General features: G+C 60.1%; 13 protein-coding genes. 12 read left to right on the plus strand and 1 reads right to left on the minus strand.

Going from position 1 to position 13,447, the window contains the following annotated elements; genetic code table 11:
- The first annotated feature begins 288 nt into the window (after positions 1 to 288).
- From AAC077_RS15115 to AAC077_RS15165, 11 genes are all read left to right on the plus strand, one after another.
- Positions 289 to 483: a Flp family type IVb pilin gene (locus AAC077_RS15115; protein ID WP_339771037.1), complete on the plus strand. Its 195-nt coding sequence runs from the start codon at positions 289 to 291 to the stop codon at positions 481 to 483.
- Between the two features lie 25 nt (positions 484 to 508).
- Positions 509 to 1,429, plus strand: a complete 921-nt coding sequence (gene cpaB / locus AAC077_RS15120; protein ID WP_339771039.1) for a Flp pilus assembly protein CpaB — start codon at positions 509 to 511, stop codon at positions 1,427 to 1,429.
- A gap of 105 nt (positions 1,430 to 1,534) precedes the next feature.
- Complete coding sequence (locus AAC077_RS15125; RefSeq protein ID WP_339771041.1) at positions 1,535 to 2,806, plus strand: type II and III secretion system protein family protein; 1,272 nt, start codon at positions 1,535 to 1,537, stop codon at positions 2,804 to 2,806.
- Between the two features lie 2 nt (positions 2,807 to 2,808).
- Positions 2,809 to 3,369 (plus strand): CpaD family pilus assembly lipoprotein, encoded by a 561-nt coding sequence (locus tag AAC077_RS15130; RefSeq protein WP_339771043.1) that lies wholly within the window; start codon positions 2,809 to 2,811, stop codon positions 3,367 to 3,369.
- Between the two features lies 1 nt (position 3,370).
- Positions 3,371 to 4,612 carry a hypothetical protein gene (locus tag AAC077_RS15135; protein ID WP_339771045.1) on the plus strand — a complete coding sequence of 414 codons (1,242 nt, stop codon included), beginning with the start codon at positions 3,371 to 3,373 and terminating at the stop codon, positions 4,610 to 4,612.
- Positions 4,605 to 6,149: a CpaF family protein gene (locus tag AAC077_RS15140; RefSeq protein ID WP_339771046.1), complete on the plus strand. Its 1,545-nt coding sequence runs from the start codon at positions 4,605 to 4,607 to the stop codon at positions 6,147 to 6,149. The genes AAC077_RS15135 and AAC077_RS15140 overlap by 8 nt, the downstream gene beginning before the upstream one ends.
- Complete coding sequence (locus AAC077_RS15145; RefSeq protein ID WP_339771048.1) at positions 6,146 to 7,114, plus strand: type II secretion system F family protein; 969 nt, start codon at positions 6,146 to 6,148, stop codon at positions 7,112 to 7,114. Before AAC077_RS15140 ends, AAC077_RS15145 begins: the two co-directional genes overlap by 4 nt.
- Entirely contained in the window at positions 7,107 to 8,066 is a 960-nt protein-coding gene (locus AAC077_RS15150) for a type II secretion system F family protein (protein WP_339771050.1), read from the plus strand. The genes AAC077_RS15145 and AAC077_RS15150 overlap by 8 nt, the downstream gene beginning before the upstream one ends.
- A complete protein-coding gene (locus AAC077_RS15155; RefSeq protein WP_339771052.1) occupies positions 8,063 to 8,485 on the plus strand; it encodes a TadE/TadG family type IV pilus assembly protein in 423 nt (140 codons plus the stop codon). Before AAC077_RS15150 ends, AAC077_RS15155 begins: the two co-directional genes overlap by 4 nt.
- Positions 8,475 to 10,253 carry a pilus assembly protein TadG-related protein gene (locus AAC077_RS15160; protein ID WP_339771054.1) on the plus strand — a complete coding sequence of 593 codons (1,779 nt, stop codon included), beginning with the start codon at positions 8,475 to 8,477 and terminating at the stop codon, positions 10,251 to 10,253. The genes AAC077_RS15155 and AAC077_RS15160 overlap by 11 nt, the downstream gene beginning before the upstream one ends.
- An 82-nt stretch (positions 10,254 to 10,335) precedes the next feature.
- Entirely contained in the window at positions 10,336 to 11,106 is a 771-nt protein-coding gene (locus AAC077_RS15165; RefSeq protein WP_339771055.1) for a tetratricopeptide repeat protein, read from the plus strand.
- A 135-nt stretch (positions 11,107 to 11,241) separates the two neighbouring features.
- Here AAC077_RS15165 and AAC077_RS15170 read toward each other — a convergent pair whose 3' ends face one another.
- Positions 11,242 to 11,955 carry a phosphatase PAP2 family protein gene (locus AAC077_RS15170; RefSeq protein ID WP_339771056.1) on the minus strand — a complete coding sequence of 238 codons (714 nt, stop codon included), beginning with the start codon at positions 11,953 to 11,955 and terminating at the stop codon, positions 11,242 to 11,244.
- A gap of 401 nt (positions 11,956 to 12,356) precedes the next feature.
- Here AAC077_RS15170 and AAC077_RS15175 point away from each other — a divergent pair, with 401 nt between their 5' ends.
- A complete protein-coding gene (locus AAC077_RS15175; RefSeq protein WP_339771058.1) occupies positions 12,357 to 13,421 on the plus strand; it encodes an HWE histidine kinase domain-containing protein in 1,065 nt (354 codons plus the stop codon).
- Positions 13,422 to 13,447: the final 26 nt, after the last annotated feature.

Consider the following 13,447-nt stretch of genomic DNA (forward strand, 5'->3'; position numbering starts at 1 on the left):
CCGTTTCGCATAATCGCACTGCTCGAGGGCGATCCTTGTACATACTTAAAGATATAGTACACCACTTTAGTATAATGCTTAATATACTTATTAATGTAGCAGTACTGCCACCATTCAGTGAAAGTATCTACTAAAGTTAAAATTCCGTTAAGTTGTTCTCATTAGTTGTTGCGAGACCGCTTAGGTTGTGCGCTACATGGGTATAGGCGGATCGCCGCCGACATATAATGATCTGCAAAATGACGAGCCGGTCATTTAAAGAAACCTAAAGAGTAAGGATTAATGATCATGAAGACTTTTAAATTCCTGAAAAGATTTGCGCGCGACGAAGATGGCGCGACAGCAATTGAATACGGTCTGTTTGCGGCTTTGGTTGCGGCGGTGATTGTTGGAACAGTCGCAGGGCTTGGCATTCAGATTAACACGGGCTTCACGACAGTAAGTACCGAGTTTACGGATGCGGGAATCACTATCCCTGAATGAGCCTCAACAACTGATGGTGATCTAAATGCGCACTTTTGCTGTGATATTGATCTCCTTTGCTATCGCTTCCGGTGTCGCGTGGGTCGGCGTTCAGGCGAACAATACGCCTGAACCAACGCCCCCCAAAGCGGTCGCTGCAACGGTTGTTCCTGTTGTGCCAAAAGAGGCCTATTTGTTCTCAAATCAAACAATAGAATTGGGGACGTCTATTTCCGCAGATATTCTAATACCGGTGGAAATAGAAACAGAACAGGCCGGGAAAGAGCTTATTATCGACACCCCGGAAAACAGGGCCGTTTTAATCAAGGCAACCGCCAATCGGATCATTCCCGGCGGCACGCCTTTTGTCAAAGCGGACCTTGTCCCCGCGAAAGAAATACCCGTTAAGGTTGTTCCCGATCCAATCGTCGCGGCCCCCGAACCGGTTGGTCCCGCGGACTCTCTCAGACCGGGTATGCGCGCCATCGCCCTGCCCGTAAGCGGTGAAACAGCCGTTGCGGGGCTTATTGGCACGGGGGACAAGATTGATGTGATGGTGTCCTACAACAGTTCGGAAGGTGTCCGCGCCGTCCGCACGGTTTTGCGCAATGTGCGCGTGATTGGCACCGATCAGCCGGCCGGACAATCCAGCACGGCCTTGCCGCGCACGATCACCTTGGAACTGCACCCCGAGGGCGCGAAAATGCTGACGCTGGCCAAACATACCGGGGATCTTATCCTGGTGCTCGGCGATCAGAATGACGACGATATGCCGGTCATCGCCGACGATGCGCCCATGCTGTCCACCCAGATTTCCGGTGTTCCGGCACAACGTGCTGCACCATCGCCCACGCCGCCCAGCGTCAGTATCATTCGCGGCAATTCCGGCCGCAAGGATCAGATCATATCGGCGCAAGAGCCGATCGCGCAGAATCGTCCTCCAGCTGCGGCAGGTGCCAATCCGTAGCCAATTTTAACTAGGACCCCCATGCTTTTAAGAGTGCTGCCCTCACCCTCCAAGTATCTGACGATTTTCCTTTTCGGCTTCGGTGCCACGGCGTTGCCCACCCCGATGCCCGCACAGACAATGATCGAAGCCACCGGCCGCCCCGTCAGCCTGTTTGCAGGCGAAGGCAAGCTGCTGAAGCTTGATACCCCGTCGCAAACGGTGTTTCTGGCCGACCCCGAGATCGCGGACGTCGAGATCAAATCGCCAAACCTTCTTTACATTTACGGCAAGGCCATGGGCGAAACGACCCTGTTCGTGATTGACGCAAATGACGACGTGTCTGTCGCCAGCTCGGTCAAGGTTTCAACAAATGTCAAAGCGTTGAACAGCGCCGCCCATGCATCGGTTCAGGGTGGATCGTTTTCGGTTCTTGAAGTTGATGGCGCGCTGGTCCTGACCGGTCGTGTCGGCACCATCAGCGACGCGGAACAGGTTCAAAATGTCGTGCAACGTCTGGCGGGTGATGCGGTGCCGGTCGTCAACGGGCTGTCGCTGAACACCCCGCCGCAGGTCAACCTTCAGGTCAAGATCGCCGAGGTTTCACGCACCGTGACCGAGGATCTGGGCACAGACTGGACATCGCTGTCAGGCAACGGGCTGACCGGCGGTACGTCGGTGGCGGGGGGCTATTCGCTGTCGTCGCAGTTCAACGTCGGCAGCTCGCTTCAGGGTGTGACGCTCGAAGCATTGATGAACGAGGGTCTTGTGACCATCCTGTCCGAGCCGAACCTGACCGCGCGTTCGGGTGACAAGGCGTCCTTCCTGGCCGGCGGGCGGTTCCCCTATCAAACCCAGGCAGGTGATGGCGAGGTGCGCGTGGTCTTTGAACCCTTTGGCGTCGAGCTGGATTTCGAACCCGAGGTGCAACGCTCGGACAAGATCAAGCTGGTCGTAAACACAAAGATCCGCGAACTGGATTTCTCCAAGGGCAGCACGACAGACCTGCAGAACCTGCCCCTGATCCTCGAACGCAGTGCCGCCACGACGATCGAGGTCAGCAGCGGCCAGAGCTTTGCGATTGCGGGGCTGTTCAAGGCGACATCGCAACAGAACATCAAACAGATCCCCGGACTGGGCGAGATCCCCCTTTTGGGGGCGCTGTTCCGCTCTACCAGCTTCCAGAAGGGCGAGACCGAGCTTGTCATCATCGTCACCCCCTATCTGGTGACCCCGGGTGCGCCGGGCAAGTTCAAGACGCCGCTGGACAGATTCGCACCTGCGGACCGCGTAAGCCGCGCCATCGCAGGCGAGTTGACCTTTGGCACACCTGACGACGGCCGCGCGACGGTTTCGGTCAAGGGCATCAACGGAAAAGCGGGGCTTCTTCTTCAATGAGCATGCAATTTCCCCTTCGTGCCGTCGCAACCGCCCTGCTTGCCGCAAGCACCGTCCTGTCGGCGTGCAGTACGCCCCAGCCAACCGTCGGTGTCGTTGACAGGCTGTCCGCGCCCTATGTCGAGGCACAGCATCAATACCGCTTTGCGGCCAAATCGCCGTCCCTGTCGGGGTCGGAACGTGCCGCGATCAACAGCTTTCTGGCCCGTCATGCGCTGCGCGGGGGCGACGCGGTGATCGTAACCATTCCCACCAGCGGATCGCCCAAGACCGACACGCAGCGCGTCCAGACGATGCACGCGGTGTTTGCGCGCGTTCCGTCGCGTATTCGCATCGGGATGGACCAAAGCTTTTCGCCATATCCCACCGTGCGTCAACAAACCGGCCTGATCCGTGTCGTCCGGGCCAAGGGTGTTCAGGTCGATTGCCAGCCGGGTGTCGAGGATCTGGGCTGTGCGAACGCCATCAATCTTGCCGTGATGATCCACGAACCCGGCGACGTTCTGGCCCCGGCGGAAACTGCCAGAACGGCGCCGCGTTGGACGCCCGACCAAGGAGAGTGATGTGAACCGCCCCCTGATCACAGTCCTGACCCGCAACACCGCCATAAAGGTCGAGGCTTTCATCAATTCCACGGATGCCAAAGCAGCCCTTGACCTGATCCAGCGCCAGATCGGACGCGATGGTGTTGTCAACTATCACTCCGGCACGCTGTCCACGGCGGCGCGTCTGGCGGGTATGACAAGCTTTGGCGATATTCTGGTGGCGGAACTGGGGTCCGGGGACAAGGCGGCCAATCTGGCAGAGATCGCCGAGCTGACCGCCGAAGGGGTCAAGGTGATCCTGTTGGGCCGCCAGAATGACGTGGAAACCTACAGAAGCTATATCAGCGCAGGCGCGCGCGACTATCTGGTGCTGCCGGTCGAACCTGACACTCAGGTGGCTCTGGGGCTGGGGCAAACACAGGTGACGCGGACACCGACAGCGGCCAGTTCGCGGGTGATCGGCATTTGCGGTGTCACCGGTGGGGTCGGCGCCAGTGTTCTGGCGACCAATTTGGCGGTCGGCTTTCTGGATCGTGCCAATGCGGGCACACTGGCACGCGACAATCACGGCAATGTCGCTTTGATAGATGCGGACCTTAGCTTTGGGTCTTTGGCGGTTGATCTTGATATCGACACCACGCCGGGCCTGCTTGAGGCGCTGCTGGCGCCCGAACGCGTGGACGGCACGTTTTTGAATGCAACGATGTCCTTGCCGCTTATGGGGCTCGCGGTTTATTCGGCCGAAGCCAACGAAGCGGGTCGTTTGCCGGAATACGAGGCCGGCCTTCCGGCGCTGTTGCAAAAGATCAAGGCAGACTATCCCACCGTGGTCGTCGACCTGCCCCGGACGGTGCTGGCGCAAAACCCCGGGCTGGCCGATGATCTGGACGAACTGGTTCTGGTCCTGGGACCGGGGTTCGGATCAATCCGCAGCGCCAGCCGGTTGCTGCACCGGATCGGCGACAGGGCAAACGGGCCGCGTATTTCCTGTGTCATGTCACAGACACGACGGGATGCAGGCTTGCGCAAATCCGAGATTTCCACCGCCCTGGGCCGCGAGATCGACCTGACCCTGCCGGACTGTGCCGCCGATCTGGCGCGGGCTTCGGTCAAGGGCAAGCCCCTGCAAAGGCTGTCGGCACGCGGCACCTATGCCAGAGCGGTCGGAAAGTTGCTGACGCGACTGGAAAACACCACGGCGCAGCCCGTCGACGCCAAACGCGGTTTCTGGCGCAGAAAGAAGGTAACGCCCCATGTCTGAAGGCGTGGTTCTGCCCCTGAACAACCTCATCCGCTTGCGCACAAGCATCGAAGAGCGGCTGTCCCAGCTTGCGCTGGATGGCGGTCCCGTGGGGCTGCACGAGATCAGCAGCGCGATTGACTGGCACGAGGCGCACACCGGCCAGACCGTACCGCGCGAAATGCAGCGCGAGCTGTTGCAGCATTTTGCCCCTCTCGCACAGGCCGACACCCTGTCGCAGAAGCTCACAAACGAACGCATTGCCAAAACCAGCTATATGCCCGGATTTGCCAGGCGTCTGAACGCGCTCAGCCGACAGATACTGCCCGAGGCCCTGACATTGCTGGACCTTCAGGCCCTGTCCGCACTGCCCGTAGAGGCACAGCGTGACACCATCCGCGACGCGGTCCTCAGCATTTGCGCCAAGCAAAAGCTGGAACTGAACGGCGCCGAAAGCGCCGATCTGGTGGGCTATGTGGTTGACGACATGATGGGGTTCGGCCCGCTGGAACGCCTGCTGGCCGACGACGATGTCTCGGACATTCTGGTGAACGGGGCGCAAAAGGTCTATGTCGAACGCAGCGGCAAGCTGGAGCTGACGGACGTGTCGTTCCGCGACGACCAGCATGTGATGAACATCGCCAGCCGAATCGTGTCGGCCGCCGGCCGCCGCGTCGACGAAAGCACGCCGCTGGTCGATACGCGACTGGCGGACGGCAGCCGGATCAACGTGACCATTCCGCCGCTGGCGGTGGACGGGCCGACCATCACGATCCGCAAATTTCCCAAAGAGGATCTGACGCTGGCGGATCTGGCCAGCCGCAACACCTTGTCGCCACAGATGGCCGAGCTGCTGCGCATCGCCGCCTACCTGCGGCTGAACATCCTGTTCTCGGGCGGCACCGGTGCCGGCAAGACGACGATGTTGAATGCCGTGTCGCGCGAAATTCCAGCGAACGAGCGCATCGTCACCATCGAGGATGCCGCCGAGCTGCGCTTGCAACAGCCCCACGTGGTGCGGCTGGAAACGCGCCCGCCCACGCTGGAAGGCACGGGCGAGATCACCATGCGGCACCTGTTCCGCAACGCCCTGCGGATGCGGCCCGACCGGATCATCATCGGCGAAGTGCGCAGCGACGAGGCGCTGGACATGCTGCAAGCCATGAACACCGGCCACGACGGGTCGATGAGCACGCTGCACGCCAACACCCCGCGCGAGGCACTGACGCGGATGGAGAACCTGATTGCGATGTCGGGGGTGCAACTGTCGACCGGCTTTGTCCGCGACCAGTTGAAAGAGGCACTGCACTTGGTTGTCCAGATTTCGCGGATGCACGACGGCGTCCGGCGGGTGACCTCGATCGCCGAAGTCGTGGGCATGGAAGGCAACACCATCAGCATGCAAGAGCTGTTCGTGTTCAAACGCGCCGACGGGCGGGTCGGTGAAGACATCGTCGGAGAATTCCAAAGCTCGCGCGCCATGCCGCATTTTATCGACCGCGCGAAAGAGCACGGGCTGGACGATGCCATCCGCGACATTCTGGTGGGCAACGGATGAGCCCCGTCACCCTATATTTCGTGCTGACCTTTCTGATCTGCACCTGTTTGGGGTTCACCGGAATTCTTTTGCTGGACCGGTCCCGCCGCATCCGCCGCGCGCGCCTGGTCCGGTTCAGCACCGATCACCCCGACAGACCTTCGGCACGGGTCATGCGCCGGATCGAGGCGGTTCAGACCGCCGAAAAGGGTGGGCTTCGCCGCACGCGCGGTGGGATCATGGGTCTGCTTGAGGTGCGCCTGAAAGAAGCCGGGATCGAAATCACAGCCGCCGCCGCCGTCGCTGTAATCGCGCTGATTGCCGGCGGCGCGGCTTTGGGCATTTGGGGCGTCGGGCTGTTTCCCCTGCCGCTGGCTCTGGCCGTCGGGGCAGGCGCTGGCTGGCTTGTGTTTAACATTTTCCTCAACATTCTGAGCGCACGTCGGGTGCGGCAATTCAACGAGGCATTGCCCGACTGCCTGGACATCCTTGCCCGTGGCCTGCGGGCAGGGCAGCCGATACCAGCCGCCCTTACGGTTGTTGCCCAACACGCGTCAGGCATCGCGCAAGAAGAATTCAGACGCTGCTGCGAAGAGCTGAAGCTGGGCGTGCCTTTGATCCGCGCGTTGACCGGAATGGCAGAGCGGATCGGCTCGCCCGAGGCGCATTTCGTCACCGTGGCCACCAGCTTGCAGGCCGAGACGGGCGGCAATCTGGTCGAGACGCTGGAAAACCTTGCCGAACTGCTGCGCGACCGCAAAAAGCTGCGCAAGAAGGCCGCGGCGATGACGGCCGAGATCCGGGTCAGCGCGGTGATCCTGTCCAGCCTGCCATTCGTGGTCGCAGCGACGCTCTATTTCATGAACCCCGGATATCTGAACCCGCTGATCACGGACCCGCGCGGGCAGATCATGGCGATGGCCGCTTTGGCCAGCCTGGGTATGGGCATTTTCAGCATGTACAGACTGTCACGCATAGATGTTTGATATTCCGCCCATCCTTTTGCAAATCGCCCTTGCCGTGCCTGTGCTGACCGCGCTTCAGCTTTTGGTGCTGAACCTTGTTGACCGCAACGCCCGCGCCGCCCGGATCGGACGCACCTTGGGGCGGTTGCCCGTGCGCAGCACCGCTGCCCGCCGGACCATGGCCCAGCGTATCGGCCAGATCTTCCGCCGTGTTGCGCAACTGACGCTGGAACGGGTCTCGGTCATGCGCGGCGGCGAAGCCGAAGCTTCTGCCGCCTTGCTGCGCGCCGCAGGATTTCGCAGCCGCGACGCGGTACTGGTCCACGCGTTTCTCAAGCTGGTTCTGCCCGTCGCCGGACTGCTGTTGACCGTACTGTGGTTCGCCATCGCCCGCGATGAAACGACGCGCTGGTGGGTGGTCCTGATCTGGTCCTGTGGTGTGGCCCTTGGCCTGTCCATGGCGCCGGACATTATCCTGACGCATCTGCGCAACCGGCGTTTCAAACAGGTGCGCCGCAGCTTTCCCGACATGCTGGAACTGTTGGTGATCGCCAGCGAATCCGGGCTTAGCGCCAATCCTTCGCTCAGCCGTGTGGCGACCGAAATTCGCGCCTTCTGCCCACCGCTGGCCACCGAGTTGCACCAACTGGTGATCGAACTCAGCATCCTGCCCAACCGCGACACCGCATGGCGCAATTTCAGCACGCGCCTGCCGATGACCGAAATCACCATCTTTTCCAACGCGCTGATACAGGCCGAACGCTACGGCACCCCCTTTGCAGGGGCCATGCGTACCCTGATGCGCGACGAACGCGCAGGCCGATTGCTGAAGATCGAGGAACAGGCCGGCCGCGCACCCGCCCTGATGACCGTCCCGCTGATCCTATTCATCATGCCCCCGTTGTTCATCGTCCTGATCGGCCCCGCGGTCCTGAGCATTCTCGACAACATCATGGACGGAGGGTTCGGATGACACGTCTCACGCGGGCCTTCATCAGGGACGAAAGCGGTGCCACGGCCGTCGAATTCGTGCTGGTCCTTCCCATCTTGCTGACCATGATCTTTGGGATCATCTGCTTCGGCCAGTACTTTGCCATCGCCAACAGCCTGCAACAACTGGCCGCAGAAGCCGCGCGTTCCTCTGCCATGGGGATCACCGAAGCCGAGCGCAGGACACTTGCCGAAACATTCATCACCAACGCAGGCGCACGCTTTACCTTTCTGGGGCCGGACAAGGTCGTCGAAACCATCACCATGCTGTCGGCGTCAGAGCCACACGGCATAGAGGTGTCATTGTCTTACGACCTTCAAGGCTCTGCCGTGGATCTGGCAGGCGGTTTTGTCGGCTTTGATGTCTCGACCCTGACACGGAGCAGCTACCTTGCGTATTAAGGACAAGCTTCTGGCGTTCTGGGCCGACGAACGGGGCGCCGTCATCATCATTTTCGCCTTGGTGTTGACCGTCATGCTGGGCTTTGTCGCCCTGGGCGTCGATCTCAGTTCGCTGTATTTCCGGCAGAAAACGCTGCAAACCCGCGCGGACCTTGCGGCAATCAGCGCCGTGAACAACCTGCGCGATGAACCAGCCGACCACGCCCTTGTGACCGTGCTGGGCAACGGGCTGGGCGAAGACGCGATGACAAGCGTCACTTTTGGTCATTACCAACGCGACATCTCGGTCGCGATTGATGAACGGCTGACCGACCGCGAACTGACCGCACCGGACGTCAATGCAGCGACCGTCCGGTTGCAGGAAGCGGCCCCACTGTATTTCGCGCGCACCTTCCTGCAACAGAACACAACCCAACTGGGCGCCACCGCGACAGCCGCGCGGTTTGATCTGGCGTCTTTCAGCCTGGGGTCGCGCTTGCTTTCACTGGACGCCGGGCTGCTGAATGCACTGCTGTCCGAGGCCACAGGCAGCACGCTGTCACTGTCCGTTCTGGACTACGAAGCGCTGGCAGATGCCGATGTCGACCTTTTGACCTTTTCGGATGCGCTGGCCACACGCGCCGGTCTGACCGCGCTGACATATGAAGAGCTGCTGACCAGTGACATTGAACTGCTGGACATCGCGGGTGCGCTTCTGGACACGGGGGCTGTTCAGGGATCAACCGCGGTTCTGGATGCGATCCTGGCATCGGCCACAGGTGCCACGGTTGATGCCGAAAGGATGATCGCAATCGACGGCGATGACGTGGGCATTCAGATGGGTGATGTTTTGCCCACGGTTACGGTTTCCGCGCTGGATGTGTTGATGTCATCTGTCGATGTGATCACCGCGAACCACTTTATCGAAACCCCGCTTGATCTGGGTATTCCAAATCTGACCTCTACCAATTTGCAACTGATTGTGGGGGAACGCCCGGCCTGGATCACATTTGCCGAACAGGGCGCCACAGCCCACACCGCGCAGGTACGTCTGAAGTTGGACCTGACATTTGATACCAATATCCTGTCCGGCATTTCGACGACGCTGAACATCGTTTCGGTCGAACTGCCGGTCTATCTGGAAATCGCCAGCGCAACGGCAACCCTGACAGGGCTGGATTGCGGGGCAGGCGACACTGAGCCGCTGGCCACCTTTGACACCGGCACCGACCCGCTGACGGGGGTGACAGGCACACATGTGGCCGAACTGTTCCTGGGCAACTTTCCCGCCCCCACGTTCGAGGACAAAACCACACCGCTGGATCAGAACGACTTGACAGACGCCAAGCTGCTGGGGCTGAACATCGGCGTCACAAGCCTGCTGGGCCTTCCAATCAATCTTGGCACGGATGTTATGGTGAAATCCCATGCATCCGTCGGCGTGTCCGAAGTGTCTGAAACAACCTTCACCCGTGTCGAAGAAGGCACGACCAAGACCTATGGTTCCGGGGGGCTGCTGACGTCGGCTGTAAGCACGCTTGTGGCCAATGCCCAGATACGTCTGGCCCCCAAAGAGGGCGTGATCAATTTGCTGCTGGGCAATGTTGTCACTGCACTGGACAGTGCGCTTTCCCTTGTCACGAACCTGCTGACCCCCGTCCTGTCTGCTGTTCTGTTGCCGGTTGACGGCCTGCTCGACTCTGTACTCAAGACACTTGGCATCGGTGTCGGCGAGGCGGACCTGACCCTTCACAAAGCCCACTGCGGGCGGATCGTACTGGTTCGATGACCGCGCTGCCTGTATACTTTCCTACATATTCCGAACGGAGCCTAAATTGACCTCTCTGCTTTCCCACATCCGTTGCGTCTGTTTGCTGGTTGCCGTTGTCAGCCTCTCCGCCTGTTCTGTGCCGACCGCTCAGGAAGGCAATCCGAACGACCGCCCCGAGGCCGTTTCCAGCACGCTGCGTCTGGCCCAGGCCACGGCAGAATCGGGCGATCACGTGAATGCGGCGCGGCTGTACGAAAAGGTACTGGCGAGTGACCCGGATTCCGTGGCCGCGCTGAAAGGGGCAGGGGACAGTTATTCGCGGATGGGTCAGCACGGGCGCGCCGAAACCGTGTTGCTGCGCGCGCACGAACTGGCGCCCGGCAATGACGACGTGTTGAACATTCTCGGCCGGGTAAGCCTGTCGCAAAAACGCCCCGACGAAGCGGTCAAGTATTACGACAAGGCATTGCGCATTAACGGCAAGAACATCTCGGCCATCACTGGCAAGGGCGTTGCCCTTGATACAATGTCCCAACACCTCAAAGCGCAAAAGGTCTATCAGGACGGCCTGTCGATCTATCCCACCAACTTCATCCTGCGCAGCAACTACGCGCTGTCCCTCGCTTTGACGAACAACTCGGCCAAGGCGATCAGCATTCTTCAGGAGCTGGTGCGCGACCCGAACGCCGCCCCCCATGTCCGCGATAACCTGGCGCTGGTTTACGGTCTGGCCGGTCTTGAAAACGAGGCCCGGGCGACACTCTCGCTGGATATGAACGCGCAGGAAATCGAAGAGAACATCGCGATCTACGGCGCGTTGCGCCGGATGATGCTGGACGGCAACCCCATCGGATCGCTGGTATTCGCCTGAGACAGATTGGCCAGTCTGCGCTGCCTGCGTGTCAGTGAGATTTTAGGAGTGGGCCAGTTTTCGTGATGTGTTGAATTTACGAGGCGTTGACCCATTTCTGAAACGGCCAGCTCCTGTCCCAGCGCCGCGGTGAAACTACCCCTGCCGATCCGGCTCGATCTGGCCCCGGCGCGCCATCATGCGCGCCACAATCCAGACCGTCAGCGCCCATGCCGCGCCAAGTGACCAGCCTGCCAGAACGTCAGACGGCCAATGGACACCCAGGTAGACGCGACTGATGCCGACCAAGATGGCGATGAACGCAGCGGTCACGATATAAAACGCCCTTATGCTGGTCTTTTTCTCTGCCCGCGCCAAAATCACGGCCAGCGTCAAATAGGTGACCGCGGCCATCATCGAATGCCCCGAGGGGAAAGACGCGGTTGCCACATCGACACCATGCGGCACAAGATCGGGACGTGGCCGCGAAAAACTGGATTTCATCAGATGTGACAGCATCTGCCCCCCAAGGATCGCGACGCCAAGGAACATCGCTGTGGCACGCTGGCGCTGCAAGATCAGAAAGATCAGCACCAGGGCCGTTATGAGCGTCAGAACCGTAACACCCCCAAGCGCCGTGATATCGCGCATTGCGATTTCCAGACCGCGTCCCCCGATCGGGTTTGCCGTATCGCCCGGCGTGCGCAGCGCCAGCAGAACCGCCTGATCAAAGGCATGCAAATCACCCTCCAGCATCTCGGCGGCGAGGGCGACAAAGGCCCAGAGTGCTGCACCGATGACCAGAATGACGATCAAGGTGGCGGCTTCAACCCGGCGGAACAGAACTGCAATCGCTGCTGGAAATGGCATCGGACCTCGCCTTTAACGGGATTTGCGGTGGAAACGTGACCTCTTAACCTAGCCGGCCGACCTGATCCGGCAAGGTAAGGAGCGCCAGAAATCTGAACCGCCCCGGGTTTGTCGCAGACCGTCAACGTAAGTAGGGATGATGGTCACCGACAAAAAAGCAAAATGGCAAATCGCCACTCTGACGGCGGGCGTGGTCGTGACGGACTTGTCCCTTAATGCTCCCTTCCATTTCGAAGAAAGGACCGCACCGTCAAGCCGTGGGAACAAACACCTAGCGTGCGCCGCTCGGCAGACTGATGCGGCACGCTTCGCGGCGGAAAAAGAAGGCCTTAGAAAGTGCCTTTTCAACCGGTCGAAAATGCGGATAAAACGGGACGTTGTCACATGAAATGGCTGGAAAAATGTCACACGACCTACGGCCTTCTGAACAATCCTTGCCGGTGATCGGCACCGGCTTGATGGCGCGTCATATTTCTGCGTTCGATTGGCGCACGACGCCGTTGGGCCCAATCCAGACCTGGCCGGTATCGCTGCTTTCAGCGGTGCGCATAATGCTTGGCCAACAGCATGCGTCCTGCATTTTCTGGGGTCCGGACATGACGCTGCTTTACAACGACGCATATGCCCCCATCCTCGGGGCGCGCCAGTCCGATGCGCTTGGCAAACCTGCCAAAGTGGTGTGGCCGGACGTTTGGGAAGATATCCTGCCATTCGTCGAAAAGGCACTGGACGGTGAGGGGACATTTTTCAAGGAACTGCCGCTCACCATGACGCGAAATGGCTATGATGAGCAAACCTATTGGACATTTTCCTACAGCCCGCTTCACGACGATGACGGTACGATTTGCGGGATGATCAATGTTGCTCTCGACGAAACCCAGAATGTCGAGGGACGGGCGCTTCAGGATGCTATGCGGACAGAGTTGTCCCATCGCATGAAGAACATGCTTGCTGTTACATCCTCTGTCGTCTCGTCCAGCCTGCGCGCTTCGCCGGACCTGAAGCACGCGCGTGAAACCGTGGCGGCGCGGATCAGGGCGCTTGGAGAGGCCCAACAATTGCTGCAAGCGGACGCGGCGATTCACATTACCGAGGTGATCAATCGTTCCCTGACTGCGCACCTGGATCACGACGAGCGGCTCTCTCTCACGGGTCCGCCGATTGTTTTGGCACCGGATCAAGCCCTTGGCCTGTCGCTGATCCTGTTCGAACTGGCAACCAACGCGCTCAAATATGGTGCCCTGTCCCTGCAAGAAGGTCGCGTCAGCATCTGCTGGAACTGCGCGGACGACGGACAATTCACGCTTGATTGGCAGGAGAGCGGCGGACCAACCGTCAGCCCGCCGTCTTCGCGCGGGTTTGGCTCTCAACTGCTTCATCAGGTTGGACCGGGCTATTTCTTTGGCGCCGGAAACATCGAATATTGTCCTGAGGGTGTGAGCTATCGCCTGCGCGGCAAGATTTAAGGTCCGCGCGGGCGCGGACCTAAGGC

Source organism: uncultured Pseudosulfitobacter sp. (assembly GCF_963976325.1).
Lineage (GTDB): Bacteria > Pseudomonadota > Alphaproteobacteria > Rhodobacterales > Rhodobacteraceae > Pseudosulfitobacter.

Coding starts and splice junctions, on each gene's coding strand:
- AAC077_RS15115 (WP_339771037.1), top strand. CDS start 289: ATGAAGACTTTTAAATTCCTGAAAAGATTTGCGCGCGACGAAGATGGC.
- cpaB (WP_339771039.1), top strand. CDS start 509: ATGCGCACTTTTGCTGTGATATTGATCTCCTTTGCTATCGCTTCCGGT.
- AAC077_RS15125 (WP_339771041.1), top strand. CDS start 1,535: ATGCCCGCACAGACAATGATCGAAGCCACCGGCCGCCCCGTCAGCCTG.
- AAC077_RS15130 (WP_339771043.1), top strand. CDS start 2,809: ATGCAATTTCCCCTTCGTGCCGTCGCAACCGCCCTGCTTGCCGCAAGC.
- AAC077_RS15140 (WP_339771046.1), top strand. CDS start 4,605: ATGTCTGAAGGCGTGGTTCTGCCCCTGAACAACCTCATCCGCTTGCGC.
- AAC077_RS15145 (WP_339771048.1), top strand. CDS start 6,146: ATGAGCCCCGTCACCCTATATTTCGTGCTGACCTTTCTGATCTGCACC.
- AAC077_RS15150 (WP_339771050.1), top strand. CDS start 7,107: ATGTTTGATATTCCGCCCATCCTTTTGCAAATCGCCCTTGCCGTGCCT.
- AAC077_RS15155 (WP_339771052.1), top strand. CDS start 8,063: ATGACACGTCTCACGCGGGCCTTCATCAGGGACGAAAGCGGTGCCACG.
- AAC077_RS15170 (WP_339771056.1), bottom strand. CDS start 11,955: ATGCCATTTCCAGCAGCGATTGCAGTTCTGTTCCGCCGGGTTGAAGCC.
- AAC077_RS15175 (WP_339771058.1), top strand. CDS start 12,357: ATGTCACACGACCTACGGCCTTCTGAACAATCCTTGCCGGTGATCGGC.